Source organism: Streptomyces sp. NPDC005898, assembly GCF_040629635.1.
In the GTDB taxonomy this organism is placed as follows: Bacteria; Actinomycetota; Actinomycetes; order Streptomycetales; family Streptomycetaceae; genus Streptomyces.
Genome location: NZ_JBEXWC010000010.1, coordinates 210,183 through 225,844 on the forward strand (window position 1 = coordinate 210,183; position 15,662 = coordinate 225,844).

Below are 15,662 nucleotides of genomic sequence, written 5' to 3' on the forward strand. Positions count from 1 at the left end.
GGTGTGCATTGTCGGATTGGGGTCCCGAGGGTGCAGTGTCTTGGAACGGATCGTCGCTCTGGCGCGCTATTCCGCCGCCCTCTCCGCCGTGCGGGTGGACGTCGTCGATCCCCTCTCCTCGGGGCAAGGACTGCACGCGACCGATCAGCCAGACTATCTCCTCCTCAATACTCTCTGCGGCGAGATATCCATGTTCCCGGGGAAGGAGTCCGTGGGCGCGGAGAGCGCCCAGGAAGGCCCGGGGCTGTACGAGTGGGTCACGGAGCGCGGCCTGAGACTGGGCCCGGACGGCCGTACGGTGAGCACGACGGGCCGCGCCATCGCGCCGGACGACTTCCTGCCCCGCCGGGTGCTCGGCGAGTACCTGCGGTGGTTCTTCGAGCGGACCTGCCGCCTGGCCCCTGACCACGTACGCATACGACTGCACCGTTCCGCGGCGGTCGACCTGGCACCGGACGAGGAGACCGACACCACGAGAATCACTCTCGCGGACGGAACGCTCATCGAGACGGACTTCGCCTTTCTCACCCTCGGGCACGTCGGCAATGAACGGCCGGGAAAACTGCGGGGAAATCCGGGGACGGTACTGCGCCGCGTGACCGATCCTTATCCGCTGCCGGAGAGCGTGACGGCCGTGGAACCGGGCAGTTCGGTGGCCGTCGCCGGATTCGGCCTTTCGGCCATGGACACGGTCGCCGCGTTGACGGTCGGGCGAGGCGGAACATTCTCGCGGGAATCCGGCCGGGTCCGCTATCTGGCCGGTGGGGCCGAGCCGCGCATTGTGCTGTACTCCCGGTCCGGTATGCCTTTCCGGGTGCGGCCCAGGCGCCCGGAGATGACCAGCCGCTTCCAGCCCGTCGCCCTCACCCGTGAGGTCGTGGCCTCGCTGCGCTCGGCCGGCCCGCTGGACTTCGACGAGCGGCTCCTGCCGCTGCTGATGAGCGAGATGCGGATCGCCTACCACCGCTGCCGGACCCTGGTCGAAGAGGGGCCGGCCGCCGAGGAGGCGGTGGCCGCCGACCTCGTCCAGGCGGCTGCCTCGGGCAAACTGACCGCGGCGCTCGACCTGCTCGACCAGGTGCACGGCGACTTCGATCCGGCCGCCCTGTGGGACCCCTCCGCGACCATGGACCGGCGGGACAGCGCCTCGTACCAGCGCTGGCTCACCGACACCGTGCGCGACGATCTCGCCGAGGCCGACAAGGGGCTGACCCTCAGTCCGGTCAAGGCGGCCCTGGAAGCCGTCCGCGAGGTGCGCGACATCCTGCGCGACGCGGTCAACTTCCGTGGCCTGACCGGCTCTTCACTCGAAGAGTTCCTGTGCCGCACGGTGCCGTTGATGAACCGCGCCGTGGTCGGCCCCCAGAAGGAACGTTACGCCGAGCTCCTCGCGCTCGCCGACGCCGGAATCGTCCGCTTCCCCCTGGGGCCCGCCCCTCTCGTGGCCCCGGGACAAGGCGAGGACGCCGGCCGCTGGACGCTCGCCTCGACCCGCCTGGAAGAGCCGCACCACGAGAGCGTGGACTGGCTGTGCGCGGGCAACGCGCCCTGGCCCGCCCTGGCGGCATCGGCGAGCCCGCTGGTGCGCTCGCTGCACCGGCGCCGGGTGCTCAGCCCGCTCCTGCCCGGCAGCGACCGGGTCGCCACCGCCGACGTCGACGAGGCACTGCACCCCGTCGGTCCGGACGGCACAAGCCACCGGCGGCTCTGGCTGATCGGCCCGCTGACCGAGGGGGCCACGTTCTACAACCACCTCATCCCCACCCCGGGTTACTCCCGGGCCTTCGTCGACGCCCATCGCTGCGTCACGGACATGTTCGGCCAGTTCACCCGAGAACAGCGTGCGGATGACCCCGTACGCCCCGCGCCCAAGGAGACATCGTGCCTGTGAATTCCGTGTCCGCCGCCGACGAGCTCGCCAAGGGGCAGTGGAACGACGCCTACCGCCTCGACGGGCACGCCAACCTCTGGGGCGACCCGCCGGTGCCCTACGTGGTGAACGCCGCCAAGCTCTTCGCCGACCACTCGGCCTTCGTCGTCCTCGACCTGCCCTGCGGCGACGGGCGCAACCTGCCGCCGCTGGCGCAGGCCGCCACGGTGGTGCTCGCCGGTGACACCTCCCTCAACGCCATGGGCATCGCCCGTACGGTCGTCGCCAAGGCCGCCGCCGACAACGTCGTCTTCCACGAGACCGACGTCTTCGCCACCGGGCTGCCCGACGACTCCGTCGACGGCATCTTCTGCTGGGACCTGCTGGGACACCTCACCGAACCGGAGAAGGCGCTTCAGGAACTGCACCGCGTCTGCCGGCCCGGCGGCCACATCGTGGCCAACATGTGGACCATGGGGGACTGCCAGGTCGCCGACCCCGGCATGGTCGCCATCGGCCCCAAGGAGTACCGCGACCACGCCGACTTCTACTGCAAGTTCTACGACCGCCCCGACCTGGACGCCTACCTCGCCGCGTGCGGGCTGAGCGACGAGGTGAGCGCCGTGGAGCAACTGCGCTGGATGGAGCCCCCGCACGCCGGGTACCGCCCCTACTTCCACGAGCACGAGAGCCTCGCCTTCACCCTCCGCAAGAGGAGCCGGTAGCCCCTTGGACACACCACTGACCGGACGGATCGCTTCCGGGCCCCACCGGCTGCTCCACGACGAGGTGCTCGCCCCGCAGTTCGCCTTCGAGGTCGAACACCTCCTGCCGTGGTACGTGGCCATCGAGAAGGTCCTCGCCGTCGAGTACCGGCGCATGGGCATCCTCACGCCGGACCAGGCCCGCCGCATCGGCGTGGCCCTCCAAGGGGTCACCGCCGACACGCTCACCGCCGACCCCGAGCGCAACATGTCCGACATCGCCTTCGCCATCGAGCGCCAGGTGGACTCCCACCTGGCCTCCCCGGTCCCCGCCTGGCACGTGGACCGCAGCCGCAACGATCTCCAGGCCTGCGCGCAGGTCATGTTCGCCCGCCACCAACTGGCCCTGACCGCACGGTCGCTGCTTGCCTTCGGCCAGGCCGTGCACCGAGTGGCCGCGAAGCACACCGAGACGGTGATGCCCGGGTACACCCACGGCCAGGCGGCCCAGATCATCACCGCCGGCTACTACCTGGCAGCCCTGTCCGAAGAGGTGGTGGCAGCCTCCCGGCGGCTGCTGGCGACCTACGACGAGATCAACCGCTGCCCGCTGGGCGCCGGCGCGATGGCGGGCCAGGAGCTGGACTGGGACCGGGAGGGCGCCGCCGACCTGCTCGGATTCGAGGGGCCGCAGCCGCACGCCCTGGTCTCGGTGGCCTCACGGGGCTGGGCCTTGCGGATCACCGGTGAACTCGCCCAGTTCGGCACGGTGTTGAGCCGCTTCACCACCGACCTCATCGCCTGGGGCGGCAGCGAGTACGGCTTCATCGACCTGCCCGACGCCTACGCGGGCATCTCCTCGGCCATGCCGCAGAAGAAGAACTTCCCCCTCCTCGAACGCATCCGGGGCAGGACCGGGCACCTGGCGGCGTTCCACGTCGACGCCCTCACCGGGCAGCGGAACACGGCGTACTCGAACTCGGTCGAGGTGTCCAAGGAGGCGGGCGCACACATCCTGCCCGCCTTCCTGACCGCACGCTCCACCCTGGCCCTGGCCACCGCCGTCATGGAGCAACTGCGCTTCCGCACCGACCGGATGTCAACGGCCTGCGCCCGCGACTACTACGGCGGCTTCACCCTGGCCAACCGGCTGACGCTCGACGAGGGGGTGCCCTGGCGCACGGCGCAGGTGGTGGCGGGCGCGTACATCCTCGCCGCGCTCGAACAGGGGGCGGCGCCCCAGGACCTCCGACCCGACCTGCTCCAGCGGGTCGCCAAGGAGCACGGCCACGAACTGGGCGCACCCGAACAGGCGCTCGCGCAGGCATTCGACGTCGCCGCGAGCATCCGGCAGAAGCGCTCCTCCGGTTCGACCCGGCCCGCCGAGGTCCGCGAACTGCTCGCGGCGCAGGCGGACTTCTGGCGGGACACGGCGACGGCATGGGACACGAGGCAAGGGCGCGTACAGGACTCCATGACCGAGACGGACCGCCGGCTGGGCATCGCCTGAGCACGGCGGACGGGGGGAGGGCACAGCAGTGTTGAAAGACGCGGGCTTCGGCGCCGCCAACGGAACCTTCGGCGAGCTGCTCCAGGGGATGCTGCCGGACGCGCAGCGCTTCCTGGTGACCTTTCCCCTCGACACCTGGTCGACCGCCGTCTTCAGGCCGGCCGCGGGAGGCGGCGGCGTCTCGGTGCACCCGCCGGGCAAGGCCAAGTCGCGGCTGCTGGCCACCCGCATGCTGCGCGCCTACGGGCATGAGGTCGGCGGCACCCTGGAACTGAGCGGCGGCCTCGTGGAGGGCAAGGGCCTCGCCAGTTCCTCGGCGGACCTGGTCGCCACCGCGCGGGCCGTCGCCGACGCCCTCGGCGTGGACCTGGACGAGGAGACGACGGAGGAGTTCCTGCGCGGCATCGAACCCTCCGACGGTGTCATGTACTCCGGGATCGTCAGCTACCACCACCGTGAGGTGCGCCTGCGGGAGCGCCTCGGCTTCCTCCCGCCGCTGACCGTGATCGCCCACGACGCGGGCGGCATGGTCGACACGGTCCGCTTCAACCGCGCGGCGCCGACCCCCGACCGGCGTACACGGCACAGGTACGCGTCCCTGCTCGACGGCCTGTCCGCGGCGATCCGCTCCGGCGACCTGTCCACCGTAGGACGTATCACGACCCTCGGCGCCAAACTCCACCTGGGACCCCAGCCCGACTTCCGCTTCGACCGCATGAGGAAGATCTGCCGCGAGGTCGGCGGCCTCGGCCTGGTGATCGCGCACAGCGGCACCTACCTCGGCATCCTGCTCGGCGAGGCCCGCGACGAGGACCCGGCGCGCATCGAGCGGGCCCGCGCCTGGTGCGCCGAACTGCCGGGCACCGTCAGCGTCTTCCGCTCGCTGGGTGCGGACGCGTCCGCACCCTCACCCGCCACGCACCCCGCCGGCCACGCTGGAGACGAACATGCTCTTTGAGAGCGTCACGGACGCCATAGGTCACACCCCGCTGGTTCGGGCCGCCGTCGACGCGGCGGACGGCGTGGAGGTGTACTTCAAGCTGGAGTTCCAGAACCTGTACGGGATGAAGGACCGCGTCGCCCGCAACATCATCCTGCGGGCCCGCGAGCGCGGCGTCCTCGCCGAGGGCGCGCCCATCATCGAGAGCTCCTCCGGCACCATGGCCCTCGGCGTAGCCCTGGTCGGCGCGTCGCTGGGGCACCACGTCCACATCGTCACCGACCCCCGGATCGACCGGATCACCCTGGCCAAGCTCCGCGCCCTCGGCTGCGAGGTGCACATCGTGGAGGCGATGACGGGCGGCGGCTGGCAGAGCGCCCGACTCGAACTCCTGCACCAGCTGCGCGCCGACCTTCCCGGCGCGTTCTGGCCCGAACAGTACGAGAACCCCGACAACCCCGCCGCGTACCGCGCGCTGGCCGCCGAACTGCGCCAGGACCTGGGCGACTTCGACGTCCTCGTCGGGTCCGTGGGCAGCGGCGGGTCGCTCTGCGGCACGGCACGCGCACTGTCCAGGACGATGCCGGACCTCAAGGTGGTCGGCGTGGACAGCGTCGGGAGCGTCCTGTTCGGCCAGCCCGACCGGCCGGGACGGCGGCAGAGCGGGCTCGGCAACAGCCTGCTGCCGGGCAATCTCGACCGGCGGCTCATCCACGAGGTGCACTGGCTCAACGACCGGGAGGCGCTCACCGCCACCCGTGAACTCGCCCGGGAGCAGCAGATCTTCGCGGGCAACACCTCGGGCTCCGTCTACCACATCGTGCGGCACGTCGCCGCGCACGCCGAGCCCGGCACCCGGATCGTGGGCATCCTCCCCGACCGCGGCGACCGGTACGTCGACACCATCTACGACGACGCGTACTGGGCCGCCCAGGAGCTCAACGCGCTGCCCAGGTCGTCGTCCCCCGCACCGATCTCGGCGCGGGCCGGGGACGTCAGCGAGACCTGGTCCCGCGCCGCGGACATCGACCGCTCGGACGACAGGCAGCGGCTGCTGTTCATCGAGTCCAACACCACCGGCACCGGGATGCTCGCCCTCGAACTCACCCAGGAGTTCGCCCTGCGCCCCACCCTGCTCACCAACGACCCCGCGCGTTACCGGGGCCTGCCGGACACCGGCGCCGAGGTGATCACCTGCGACACCAACTCCCTGCCCGAGCTGCGGCGCACGATCCTGCGGGAGTTCCGCCGGGAGCAGATCGCCGGGATCACCACCACGAGCGACTTCTACCTCTCCCCCACCGCCGAGATCGCCGACTGGCTGGGCCTGCCGGGCAGTCCGGCCGACGCGGTGGCCGTCTGCCGGGACAAGTCCCGCAGCAGGCGGCGGCTGGCCGACGCGGGCATCCGGCAGCCCCGCTTCGCCGTGGTGACCGCCGGCGATCAGCTGGAGCAGGCGGTCACCGAGGCCGTGGCCCGCACCGGCCTGCCCTGCGTCGTGAAGCCCGTCGACGACAGCGGTTCGAACCATGTGCTGCTCTGTACGCAGGTGTCGCAGGCCCTTGCCCAGGCCCGGGTCGTTCTGGCCGAGGAGAGGAACGTACGCGGTCAGCGCACCGCGGGTGCCGTCCTGGTGGAGGAGTACCTCGACGGGCCCGAGTTCAGTGTCGAGACCGTCAGTCGGCACGGTGAGACCCACTGCCTGGGCATCGTGGAGAAGCACCTCGCCGGGCCCCCGTACTTCGTCGAACGCGGCCATGTCTTCCCCGCCCCGCTCCCCCGGGCCACGGCGGAGCACCTGACCGGTGCCGCCCTGCGTGCCCTGGAGGCGGTCGGTCTCACCGACGGCGCCGCGCACACCGAGATACGGCTCACCGCCGAGGGGCCCGTCGTGATCGAGATCAACGCGCGTCCCGCCGGCGGCATGATCCCCGAACTGGTCCGGCTGACGACCGGGCTGCGGATGCAGGAGCAGCAACTGCGGATCGCCCTCGGGCGTGAGCCGCACCCCGTGCCCGAACCGGACGGCGTCGCGGCGATCCAGTTCCTTCTCACGGACAGGTCCGGCATCCTGGCCCGGGTGGACGGAGTCGAGGCGGCTCGCGCGGTCGAGGGCGTCCAGCAGGTGACGGTGACCGCCTCGCCGGAACAGCGGGTGGGGCCCGCGCGCAACGCCTACCATCGGCTTGGGTTCGTGATCGCCCGGGCACAGACCGCCGAGGAAGCCGTGGCGGCCTGTGCGAAGGCGCGGACCGAACTCGAAGTGGTGGTGGAGGCTCCGAGAGCGGTGCAGGACAGGGATACGTGATGCTGGTGAGCAACACCGAGGTCGAGACCCCCGGGGAGACCGAGGCGGACTGGCCCCGGCAGCGGAGCGCGCTGCTGCGTGACTCGGTCGGCGTCGGGCTGGCGGTCGGCGCCCTCGGGCTCTCGTTCGGCGCGCTGGCGGTGACGGCCGGCTTCACCGTCGCGCAGTCCTGCGTACTGTCGCTGCTGATGTTCTCCGGAGCGTCGCAGTTCGCGGTGATCGGGGTCCTGGGGGCGGGAGGCAGCGCGCTCACCGGCGCCGCCACGGCGACGCTGCTCGGGGTGCGCAACAGTCTGTACGGCCTGTCGCTGTCCCGGCTGCTGCGGGTGCGCGGCGCGCGACGGGTGCTCGCCGCGCACCTGGTCCTCGACGAGAGCGCCGGCATGGCGATGGGCCGGCCGACGGAGCGCGCGTCGCGGCTGGCCTTCTACGGCACGGGCGTGGCGGTCTTCGTCTTCTGGAACCTGGCCACGCTCGCCGGGGCGATCGGTGCCGAGGCGCTGCCCGACCCGGCGGTCCTCGGCCTCGACGTGGCGTCGCCGGCCGCGTTCATCGCGCTCCTGATGCCCCGGCTGCGGGGGCCGCGCCTGTGGGCGGTGGCCGGAGGCGCGGCGGTGACGGCCGTCGCCACCACGCTCGTCCTGCCCGCCGGGGTGCCGGTGCTGGTGGCGGGTCTTGTCGCGTGCGTCACCGGGCTGCTGATGAGGCGGCGCCGCGCGGACGCGGCGGAGAGCGGGGGCGGCGAACAGGGGCGTGAGAACTGATGTGGACCGCGATCGTCCTCGGGGTGGCGGGGGTGTACCTCCTCAAGCTCGCCGGGCTGTACGTACCGGCTTCGGTCCTGGAGCGGCGGCAGGTGCAGACGATCTCCGCGCTGCTTCCCGTGGGGCTGCTCGCCGCTCTCGTCGCGGTGCAGACCTTCACCACCGACCAGCGTCTCGTGCTGGACGCCCGTGCACTCGGCTTCGGTGTGGCTTTCGTCGCGGCCTTGTTGCGGGCGCCTTTCCTGCTGGTGGTGGCGCTGGGTGCGGGGAGCGCCGCGCTCGTCAGGCTCTGGTGGTGACCTGCGAGGCGTAACCAGGGCGGGGCCTTCTCGGTATGCAGCATGCGCATCTCGCGCAGGCGGATCAGCACAGGGACACGGAAAGGAGAGGGGGGCGGGCCCGCTCGACGGGCGCCGCGCCTCCGAGCATCGATGGGGATCAGTCATCACGGCCGCACACATCGTCTGGACTGGGAGGACGCCACACTCAGGGAATGGGAGTGCACCGTCCTGTGGTCCGACCCGGCCGACCCGGAAGCGGGGGTCGTCCTGGACCGCTCCGCGTTCTACCCGGGCGGCGGGGGTCAGCCGCCGGACCACGGCGTGCTGATCTGGCAGGGCGTCCAGACCCGTGTCGTCGGCACCCGCAAGGGCGACGACCTCTACCTGCTGCCCGCCCCCGGAGATCCCGTGCCCCCGGTGGGCACCCAGGTCACCGGCGCGCTCGACGACGGGCGCAGGAGCTCTCTCATGCGGACGCACTCGGGCCTCCATGTGCTCTGCGGCACCGTGTTCCGGGACTTCGGAGCGCTGGTGACCGGCGGCAACATGCAGCCGGGCGAGGCCCGGATGGACTTCAACCTGCCCGAGGTGCCGCCCGGCTTCAAGCAGAGCCTGGAGGACGCGGTGAACGCGGAGATCGAGGCGGACCGGCAGATCGTGGTCCGGGTCCTGTCCAGGGATGAGGCGCAGGTGATCCCGGATCTGGTCCGTACCCAGTTCGTGGCGCCGCCGGACCTGCCGGAGGTCCGCGTGGTCGACGTGGTCGGCCTGGACGTCCAGGCCGACGGCGGCACCCATGTGGCGTCCACCCGTCAGGTGGGGCACGTGACCGTCACCAAGGTGGAGAGCAAGGGCCGCCAGAACCGTAGGGTGCGGATTCGGCTCGACGCTTGAGGGGGCGGGGGGCTCGGGAGCGGCCCGTGCGGGCAGGCGGGCTGTATCCCGGGGCCCCGTCCAGGGGACGTTTCCCGCCCCCGTTCGGCAGCCGCTACCGGCGGGAACGTCCGACCGGCAGCCCCTGGCGCGGTTCTGCGGCGAGGGAGTCCGCCAGTTCGCGCAGCTTCCGCATGAGGGACGCGGCCTCGGTCTGGTCGGCCCCGATGCACACGGCGCCGAACTTCCCCACCTCGGCGGTGGGGCTCATCATGTGCAGCACCACGCCCGTCGCGCGTTCGGGGTCCCAGCCCAGGGGCGAGCGCGTGACGGCTCGGATGAGCTGGGCCGGCCGCAGCCCTTTGTAACGGGGGTCCATGATGCTGTCCGATGCCTCGTACACCCGCTCCTGTTCCCCGGGCCCGCCGTGGGGCGCGGGGCCGCTGACGACCAGTCGGCCGTCCGGCGTGGCGCGTGTCCCGAGGAGTCCCGTGACCATGCCGAAGGCGTGTTTGGTGCCGGTGGACCTCAGGTTGATCTCGCATCCGAGGAGCTGCCAGGAGTCGCCGGTCCGCCTGGCCAGGAAGTCGACCCCGTAGTCGCCCCTTTCCACTCCCCGGTCCCGCAACGCCCGGCCGATGCGCAACCCGTAGTCGATGAGCGTGTGCCGGTACTCGGCGCTCGCCGGGAACCGGCAACCGACGTAACTCTGGCCGTGGTTGGCGAGCACCTGGTCGTGCGTGGAGACCGCCTCGGCCTCGGCCGCGTCGGTGATCCTGCCCTGGAAGCTGGGGCTGCGCAGGGTGTCGTCCTGGATCCACTCCTCCACGACGGCGCCGGTCCGCTCCAGGGTGCGTACGTAGTCGTCCCAGGTGATGTTGGTGTCCACCAGGGTGGCCCGGGGCAGTACGTCGAGCAGGCGTCGCACCAGCGTGGCGTCGTCCGCATCGGCGCCGAGTGAGGGTTCCACGTCGTCGAGGTCGAGGAGCGTGTTGCCGAGGCCGGCTCCGGAGGCGGGGTCGTCGAGTTTGACGACTACCGTACGGTGCCCCGCCCGTACCATCCGCGCCACTTCCTCGGCGAGGCCGTGCAGGGTGTCGCAGGGGGCGGGGGAACCGTCGGGGACGGGCACGCCGACCTCGGCGAAGATCCTGCGGCCGGTGTGTTTGGAGCCCAGCGGGATGTGGGACGAATGCGGCTGGTCGCCCGGGACTCCCAGCTCGCGGGCGTAGCGCTCCAGCGGTGCCGAGGGTTCGAAGTAGCACAGCCGGACGTCGGCACCGGTGCGCTGACGGCCGTTCAGGAAAGCGCGGATGGCCGCACGGACCTGTGCGGCCTGGGGGTTCTCCGCGTCGAGGACCTTCTCGCTCAGCCATCGGGAACCCGCGTCGTCCAGGCTCACGATGCGCACCCGGCCCCTCGCCTCACCGCAGTCGGCGCCCAGCAGTCCCAGGTAGTAGCCCACCTGTTCGTCGGCGTCCAGCACTCGCGGGGCGGCGACGTACAGGAGGTCCCCGTCGGACCGGCACACCGTGTCGATGATCGCCGAACCGAGCAGCCGCTCCGGGAAGTACGCGGCACCGGCCAGCCGTTTCAGGATCTCCGGGTCGCACTCCCGGCTCTGGATGTGGACATGGGCCGGGCGAGGGCGCGAGGCCGCCGTCATGCGGCCGCGCCGACGGCCGGGTCGTTGACCGGGTCGTTGACCGGCAGAGCGTGCTGGGCTTCCACGATCTTCTCCTCCACAAGGCCACTCCGTCACAGGAGAGAACGCGCGCCGCGATGCCGAAGGGACGGAAAGGCAGTAGCAGTTGGCAACTTTCTGTTACGACGCAAACGCAGAGCGTACGTTACCAGGGGCGATTCGCGTGACGGGTGAGAGGAACGGACGGCCCGAACGGCCGGTCTCCCCTGGCGGCCTCAGGACGTGCGGCAGCAAGCGGCCACCAGCAGCAGCCGGTCCCGAAGTGGGATCAACGCGAAGCCTGTAGGAGTCAGCGCTGCTCCTCAGCGTCGAGGCGTGCCAGCCCCTGTTCCCAGCGTTGTCGGCGTTCGTCTTGTGACTGCTCCCACCAGGGGGTGGCCCGTTCGCCCAGGGCGACTTTGGCCTGGTTCACGCGTGCGCGCGCGGCCCGCTCCGCCTGGGTGTCGCCCGCCGTCGTCGCGGAGCGCACCGCGCGGCGAGCCGCCATGAGGTGGTGGCGAAGGCGAGCGGCGATCTCCTCGGGGATCAGCGGGTCGGTCGCCCGCCATTTCCTACCCTTGATGACGACGAAGTGGCCGTCGGGGGTTTTCTCCGGTGACTGATGTGCTTCCACGTGAACGATTCTGCCCACTCGCGGCCTCCGCGGCCTGAAGCCGCTGCGGTACGCACGCCTCTTCCTTCAAACGGGTTGAAGCGATGTACGGGGCCCCATCCCTCACGGCGAGTTGGTCAGTCCTGCGCCACCTTCGCCGCGGTCACGTTCTCGATCACGCGGCCCAGTTTGGTCTTGGCCCGGGTCAGGTCCTGGATGCGTGCGGCGATGCGGTCGCGTTCGGTGATGAGCTGGTCGAGCATGGCGGGGGTCGCGACGCCGGTGCTCACGCACGGCAGGAGTTCGACGACCGTACGGCTGGAGAGGCCGGCCGCGAAGAGGTCCTGGATGAGCTGGACCCGCTCCAGGGCTTCGTCGGGATAGTCCCGCTGCCCACCGGGCGTCCGCGCCGATTCCAGGAGCCGCTGTTCCTCGTAGTAGCGCAGGGCCCGCACGCTGACCCCTGACCGCCTGGCGAGCTGCCCGATGCGCATGGCGCAGGTCGCTCCCTTCTCGCTCGTACCTCACGTCGACGTCACGTTCAGGCTAGCAATACCGGCTCCACGCTCGCCCCCGCCCGCTCGGCGACCTCACCCGCCCGTGCCCCCCTCCTCCAGCCGGGCGGCAGTTGGGGCTTGCACCTCACGTCAACGTCAGGTTTTAGAGTGACGAGCGTCGGACGAAGACGTCATTCCGGCCCGTCGAAGTGAGGCAGATCCTTATGCGCGCAGCCCGGTTCCACGAATACGGCGGAGCGGAGACTCTGATCATCGAGCAGGCCCCCGACCCCCACCCCGGGCCCGGTGAGATCCGTGTCCGGGTCGTGGCGGCCGGCGTCAATCCCATCGACTGGAAGCTGCGCGCCGGTGCCCTGCGCCAGTTGATTCCCCTTCAGCTGCCCGCCGTTCCCGGGCGCGACGGCGCCGGTGTGGTCGACGAGATCGGCGACGGGGTGCGCGGGGTGAGCATCGGCGACCGGGTCTTCGGGCTGGGCGGTGTCACCGGCGCGACCGCGGAGCTGCTCGTCCTCTCGGCCTGGGCGCACACCCCCGCCACGTGGAACGACGAGCAGGCCGCTGGTGCCGGTCTCGCCTCCGTGACCGCGATGGGGGGACTGAACGCGCTCGGCTCCCTCGCGGAGCGCACCCTTCTCGTCGAGGGCGCCGCCGGAGGCGTGGGCAGCGCGGCGGTCGAGATCGCGGTGGCGCGAGGTGCCACGGTGATCGGGACAGCCAGTGAACGCAATCACGAGTTCCTGACCTCTCTCGGCGCCGTTCCCACCACCTACGGTCCCGGCCTCGCACAGCGCCTCACCACCCTCGCTCCGCACGGCGTCGACATCGTGCTCGACACCGCGGCCTCCGGCTCCCTGGACGACCTCGTCGCGATCGCGGGCGCCCCGAAGCGCGTCGCGACGGTCGCCGACCACGCGGGCGGGCAGCGCCTGGGCACGCATGTGGTCAACGCGGAGAACGATTCCACTCTCCTGGCCGCCGCGGCGGAACTGGGTGAACAAGGCCGCTACACACCCCGTATCGCACAGGCCTACCCCCTGGAGCGGATCGCCGACGCCCACGCGCACGCCGAGCGCGGACGCACCCGAGGAAAGATCGTGATCTGCGTCTGAGCGGGCCGATCTCCATGGCGCCTCGTCGGGTCTCCCCGGCACCGGCTGGAGTCAGAACCGACCTGCAAGTGCCGTCAACCGCCGGTCCTGGCACAGGCCTTGGACCGGCAGACGGAAATCTGAGCCTCGGCTGCCGATATCCTGCGTGGCGTGATCAACTCGTATGCGGGCCTCGACGACGTCGGAGTAGCGATAGCTGCGGCACGTGCCGGCGCGGACGTGGTGCGCGACCTGTACGGCCAGCGGCTCGCCCGCACGGAGAAGGGTGCCGGGGACTTCGCCACCGCAGCCGATGTCCGTGCGGAGGAGAGGATCCTCGGCATCATCCACGCTGCCCGGCCCGACGACGGTGTCCTCGGTGAAGAAGGCGGACAGCGGGGTGCCGCCGGGACCGCGCGCCAGTGGTTGGTGGATCCCCTGTGCGGCACGCTCAACTACGCCGTCGGCAACATGCTCGTGGCCGTCAACGTGGCGCTGCGCGGCGGTGCGGCCGCAGTGGCCGATCCGTTCAGTGGCGAGGTCTTCTTCACCGACGGGGTGACCGCCTGGGTGCGACACCATGGTGCCGATGCCCGGCTGGTGCCCTCGTCCGCCACCCGACTCGTGGACGTGAACCTGGATCCGCCGTTCCCCAGCGCGCCGGGCTTCCGGGCTGTGGACCTGCTGGCCCAGCACCAGTTCGTGGCACGGTTCCGGCCCCGGGTCGTGTCGACGACTCTGGCGTTGGCCTGGGTCGCCGCCGGCAAGCGCGCCGCATACGTAACGGATGGCGCCGATCTGTCCGGGAGCGTGCATTTCGCTGCCGGCATCGCTCTGTGCCAGGCGGCCGGCTGCGTGGTCACCGGGATCGACGGTGCCCCGATCGGACGGACAGACCGCGGACTTGTGGTGGCCGCCGACGGCGAAAGCCACCAGCTGCTGATGTCGATGATCCGTAGTTGAAGCCGCGCCACAGACACAGCAACTGCGGCGCGACCACGGTGGGTTACTGGCGGAGGATCATCTCGTGGAGTGGTGAACCGTGCTTGCGGACGGCCAGCCGGGAGAACGGCTCGGCGGGCGTCCGGCGCGGGCAGCCCCGCCGCCTCACAGATGAAGCGCCTGCCCGTCAGCCGGCTCAGGGTTCCACGGCCGGTCGTCGCTCCGTGCCGCTCTCGCCGCGCAGTCGCCGGCGCAGTGCCGCGAGCCGCGGATGGCGCTCGCTGAGCTCCGCCGAGCGGCGGTCCAGCTCCTGCATGAGGCGCTCGGTGCGCTTGTCGAGGTCCAGCTCGTCGAGGATCCGGTCGATCTCGGCGAGCAGCGCGCCGTGCAGCTGCCACTGCCGGGGGTGCTCCCGCACGTCCTCCAGCAACAGGTCGGCGACCCGGTCCCGGGTGGCCCGGCTCGCGGCCAGGGCGGCGGTCAGCCGTTCCTCGGCCTCCTCCGCGTTGGCCGCCACCTGGGTGGTGATCAGCCGGGCGAAGCTCTCGAGGGCCTCGGCCATCTGCTCGAACAGCTTCTGGAGGTCGGCCGACACGTCCGGTGGGAACAGTGACTCCTCCGTACGGAACTTCGCCAGGTCGGTCAGGCTTCGCGTCAGCACCCGCAGCACCACCGCGCAGATCTCCAGGGTGTCCAACCCCGTCCGCAGCACCACCCGGGACAGCAGCCCCTCCCGTACGCGCGGGTTCATCCGCAGGCTCTCCTCCGCCTGCCGCAGGGAGGCGTCGACCTCCACGATGTCGTGGTCCAGCTGCCGCGCCTCGTGCAGCCGGGCGGCCGCGTGCGGGAAGGGCAGGTGGCCGCCGGCGATCTCCGTGCCCATGGTGCGGAGCATCTGGCCCATCCCGCGCGCCAGCCCGTCGATGGACGTCCCCGCCGACTGCGTCCACACCGGGGGCGCGAACAGCAGATTGAACAGCAGGCCCACCCCGGCGCCGATCAGCGTCTCCAGGACCCGGTGCCAGGCCGCCGACGCGGCCTGGGAGACGCCGAGGACCAGCATCGCGCTGATCGCCACCTCGGGCACGAACTCGTTCACCCGCACGAAGCGGCCGATGATCAGCGAGGTGAAGATCGTCAGGCCGAGGCTCCACCAGGTCAGCCCGACCAGGGCGGTGAACCCGATGGCGATGAGGACCCCGACGACGACGGAGTTCACCCGCCGGACTCCGGTGGTGAGCGTCGCGTAGAGGGTGACCTGGACGACGAGGAGAGCGGTCAGGGGGGCGGTCAGCGGAGCGGGTTGCGCGGGCAGGAACTTCAGCGCGACACCGAAGGAGATGACGGCGGCGGCCGTGGACCGCAGCGTCTGCGCCGCGACGGGTTCGGTGGTCCGCCGCACCAGTTTGATCACGGGTGCTGATACATCCGGCATCTCCTTCACGTGCCCGATCATGATCGCTTCACCGCGCTTCGGCACCTGGAAGCCCCCGGACGCCTGCCCGCACCGCCCGCCGCGCAGTGCGGCCGGGAGCCTGACTCCCGCTCCCGTGTGGGCCATGGGCAT

The 15,662-nt window shown here is 71.3% G+C and carries 14 protein-coding genes; 10 read left to right on the plus strand and 4 right to left on the minus strand.

Annotated features, from left to right (window positions below; all coding sequences use genetic code 11):
- The first annotated feature begins 1 nt into the window (after window position 1).
- The 8 genes from ABZ385_RS16515 (at window position 2) to ABZ385_RS16550 (ending at window position 9,271) form a co-directional block, all read left to right on the plus strand.
- Window positions 2–1,891, plus strand: a complete 1,890-nt coding sequence (locus ABZ385_RS16515) for an FAD/NAD(P)-binding protein (RefSeq protein ID WP_358911895.1) — start codon at window positions 2–4, stop codon at window positions 1,889–1,891.
- Window positions 1,882–2,595 (plus strand): class I SAM-dependent methyltransferase, encoded by a 714-nt coding sequence (locus ABZ385_RS16520; RefSeq protein ID WP_358578366.1) that lies wholly within the window; start codon window positions 1,882–1,884, stop codon window positions 2,593–2,595. Before ABZ385_RS16515 ends, ABZ385_RS16520 begins: the two co-directional genes overlap by 10 nt.
- 4 nt (window positions 2,596–2,599) lie before the next feature.
- Complete coding sequence (locus tag ABZ385_RS16525) at window positions 2,600–4,084, plus strand: lyase family protein (RefSeq protein WP_358911897.1); 1,485 nt, start codon at window positions 2,600–2,602, stop codon at window positions 4,082–4,084.
- Between the two features lie 28 nt (window positions 4,085–4,112).
- On the plus strand, window positions 4,113–5,042 hold the full coding sequence (locus ABZ385_RS16530) for a kinase (protein WP_358911898.1): 930 nt from the start codon (window positions 4,113–4,115) through the stop codon (window positions 5,040–5,042).
- Entirely contained in the window at window positions 5,032–7,332 is a 2,301-nt protein-coding gene (locus ABZ385_RS16535) for a pyridoxal-phosphate dependent enzyme (RefSeq protein ID WP_358911900.1), read from the plus strand. The genes ABZ385_RS16530 and ABZ385_RS16535 overlap by 11 nt, the downstream gene beginning before the upstream one ends.
- On the plus strand, window positions 7,332–8,096 hold the full coding sequence (locus ABZ385_RS16540; RefSeq protein WP_358911902.1) for an AzlC family ABC transporter permease: 765 nt from the start codon (window positions 7,332–7,334) through the stop codon (window positions 8,094–8,096). Before ABZ385_RS16535 ends, ABZ385_RS16540 begins: the two co-directional genes overlap by 1 nt.
- Window positions 8,096–8,395, plus strand: coding sequence for an AzlD domain-containing protein (locus tag ABZ385_RS16545; protein WP_358578378.1), 300 nt, complete (start codon window positions 8,096–8,098; stop codon window positions 8,393–8,395). The genes ABZ385_RS16540 and ABZ385_RS16545 overlap by 1 nt, the downstream gene beginning before the upstream one ends.
- A 132-nt stretch (window positions 8,396–8,527) precedes the next feature.
- Complete coding sequence (locus ABZ385_RS16550) at window positions 8,528–9,271, plus strand: alanyl-tRNA editing protein (RefSeq protein WP_358578380.1); 744 nt, start codon at window positions 8,528–8,530, stop codon at window positions 9,269–9,271.
- A gap of 94 nt (window positions 9,272–9,365) precedes the next feature.
- Here ABZ385_RS16550 and ABZ385_RS16555 read toward each other — a convergent pair whose 3' ends face one another.
- From ABZ385_RS16555 to ABZ385_RS16565, 3 genes are all read right to left on the minus strand, one after another.
- Window positions 9,366–10,916 (minus strand): peptide ligase PGM1-related protein, encoded by a 1,551-nt coding sequence (locus ABZ385_RS16555; RefSeq protein WP_358911904.1) that lies wholly within the window; start codon window positions 10,914–10,916, stop codon window positions 9,366–9,368.
- A 328-nt stretch (window positions 10,917–11,244) separates the two neighbouring features.
- Window positions 11,245–11,568 carry a hypothetical protein gene (locus ABZ385_RS16560; protein WP_358696087.1) on the minus strand — a complete coding sequence of 108 codons (324 nt, stop codon included), beginning with the start codon at window positions 11,566–11,568 and terminating at the stop codon, window positions 11,245–11,247.
- A gap of 116 nt (window positions 11,569–11,684) precedes the next feature.
- Window positions 11,685–12,041, minus strand: a complete 357-nt coding sequence (locus ABZ385_RS16565; RefSeq protein ID WP_358911906.1) for a MerR family transcriptional regulator — start codon at window positions 12,039–12,041, stop codon at window positions 11,685–11,687.
- A gap of 227 nt (window positions 12,042–12,268) precedes the next feature.
- Between ABZ385_RS16565 and ABZ385_RS16570 the strand changes: the two genes are divergently transcribed.
- Window positions 12,269–13,174, plus strand: a complete 906-nt coding sequence (locus tag ABZ385_RS16570) for an NADP-dependent oxidoreductase (RefSeq protein WP_358911908.1) — start codon at window positions 12,269–12,271, stop codon at window positions 13,172–13,174.
- 150 nt (window positions 13,175–13,324) lie between these two features.
- Entirely contained in the window at window positions 13,325–14,116 is a 792-nt protein-coding gene (locus tag ABZ385_RS16575) for an inositol monophosphatase family protein (RefSeq protein WP_358911910.1), read from the plus strand.
- A 175-nt stretch (window positions 14,117–14,291) separates the two neighbouring features.
- On the opposite strand, the gene ABZ385_RS16580 is transcribed toward ABZ385_RS16575, so the two are convergent.
- Complete coding sequence (locus ABZ385_RS16580; protein WP_358578450.1) at window positions 14,292–15,530, minus strand: aromatic acid exporter family protein; 1,239 nt, start codon at window positions 15,528–15,530, stop codon at window positions 14,292–14,294.
- Window positions 15,531–15,662: the final 132 nt, after the last annotated feature.

Excerpts from the sequence above, each read along its gene's own strand:
- ABZ385_RS16535 (WP_358911900.1), top strand. The coding sequence starts at position 5,032 with ATGCTCTTTGAGAGCGTCACGGACGCCATAGGTCACACCCCGCTGGTT.
- ABZ385_RS16540 (WP_358911902.1), top strand. The coding sequence starts at position 7,332 with ATGCTGGTGAGCAACACCGAGGTCGAGACCCCCGGGGAGACCGAGGCG.
- ABZ385_RS16545 (WP_358578378.1), top strand. The coding sequence starts at position 8,096 with ATGTGGACCGCGATCGTCCTCGGGGTGGCGGGGGTGTACCTCCTCAAG.
- ABZ385_RS16550 (WP_358578380.1), top strand. The coding sequence starts at position 8,528 with ATGGGGATCAGTCATCACGGCCGCACACATCGTCTGGACTGGGAGGAC.
- ABZ385_RS16555 (WP_358911904.1), bottom strand. The coding sequence starts at position 10,916 with ATGACGGCGGCCTCGCGCCCTCGCCCGGCCCATGTCCACATCCAGAGC.
- ABZ385_RS16565 (WP_358911906.1), bottom strand. The coding sequence starts at position 12,041 with ATGCGCATCGGGCAGCTCGCCAGGCGGTCAGGGGTCAGCGTGCGGGCC.
- ABZ385_RS16570 (WP_358911908.1), top strand. The coding sequence starts at position 12,269 with ATGCGCGCAGCCCGGTTCCACGAATACGGCGGAGCGGAGACTCTGATC.
- ABZ385_RS16580 (WP_358578450.1), bottom strand. The coding sequence starts at position 15,530 with ATGCCGGATGTATCAGCACCCGTGATCAAACTGGTGCGGCGGACCACC.